The sequence below is a fragment of the Collinsella vaginalis genome (assembly GCF_900176655.1).
In the GTDB taxonomy this organism is placed as follows: Bacteria; Actinomycetota; Coriobacteriia; order Coriobacteriales; family Coriobacteriaceae; genus Collinsella; species Collinsella vaginalis.
The window spans coordinates 1-947 of the sequence record NZ_LT838853.1; the positions used below are offsets into that span (position 1 = coordinate 1).

Here is a 947-nt window from a genome sequence, read left to right on the forward strand (position 1 = left end):
AGGCGGGGGCTCGTGATATCGTCGTGGTCGCTCCGGCGGCGTCTGCGCTCTTCTCCGCCTTGGCGCCCCGCCTTGCCGCCCGCAGCATCGCGGCCTCGGTCACCCGTCGCGAGCGCTTCGCCGAGACCGTCGCGGGGCAGCAGCTCACGGCCCTCTCCCATCTTGCGGAGACGATTCACGCCGTGTGCGAGGGGCGTGCGGAGGATACCGCGTGGTGGCCTGCACCTGAGGCGGTTGACTGGCTCTATAGCCCGCTTTCCGGTATCGGCGCCGCTGGCGCCCGCCGTCTTGATCGAAAGCTCCGTCTGACGCGCTCCATCGGGGTCGACGGCCTCCTCAACCAGCTGCAGAGCATCCAGGGAAGCACTGCCGCCGCCCGGGCGAAGCTCGGGGCAGACCATCCCGCCGCATCCACGCCCGCGGTCTGCGCGGATGTCGTCGGTCACCTCCTACGCGGACGACCCGTGAGCGCGGCGAAGGAGATGCTCACCGTCGCCCGAGAGGCCCCGGCATCGTCCTTCGGCGCCGGTGACGGTCGTGTGCGCGCCGCTGCGGAGTGCGCCATGCTCGAGCGCGCGATCGAGGTCCTGGGGACTCAGGCCCATGAGCTCGGGGTGAGCCAGGAGGTGGCCTTGGGCGCCCTCGAGGGGCTCTGTGTGGCGACCCCGCTCTCGTCCTCTCCCGCGGGAGCACGTGCCCAGGTGCGATTCCTTGGCCCGAACGAGGCCGCCTGCCTGCCTGAGGCCACGGCAGACGCCCTCATCGCCGTCGAGATGGACATCGAAGGCTACCCCCTCGCCCATGAGGAGGGGGCGCTGCCGACCCTCGCCGCCGCGCTCGACGCGCCGGCCCTCGTCCTCGAGCCCATCGCCTGCCTGCGCAGCCGTTTCGCCCGTATCCTCGCGGTGCCCAGGATCGCGCCCGTCCTCGCGCGGGTCACCCATGAC

The 947-nt window shown here is 71.9% G+C and carries 1 pseudogene; it reads left to right on the forward strand.

From position 1 onward, the window contains the following. Nucleotides 1-59 precede the first annotated feature (59 nt). A pseudogene (locus CAP13_RS10025) lies at nt 60-947 on the forward strand (PD-(D/E)XK nuclease family protein); the annotation flags it as partial.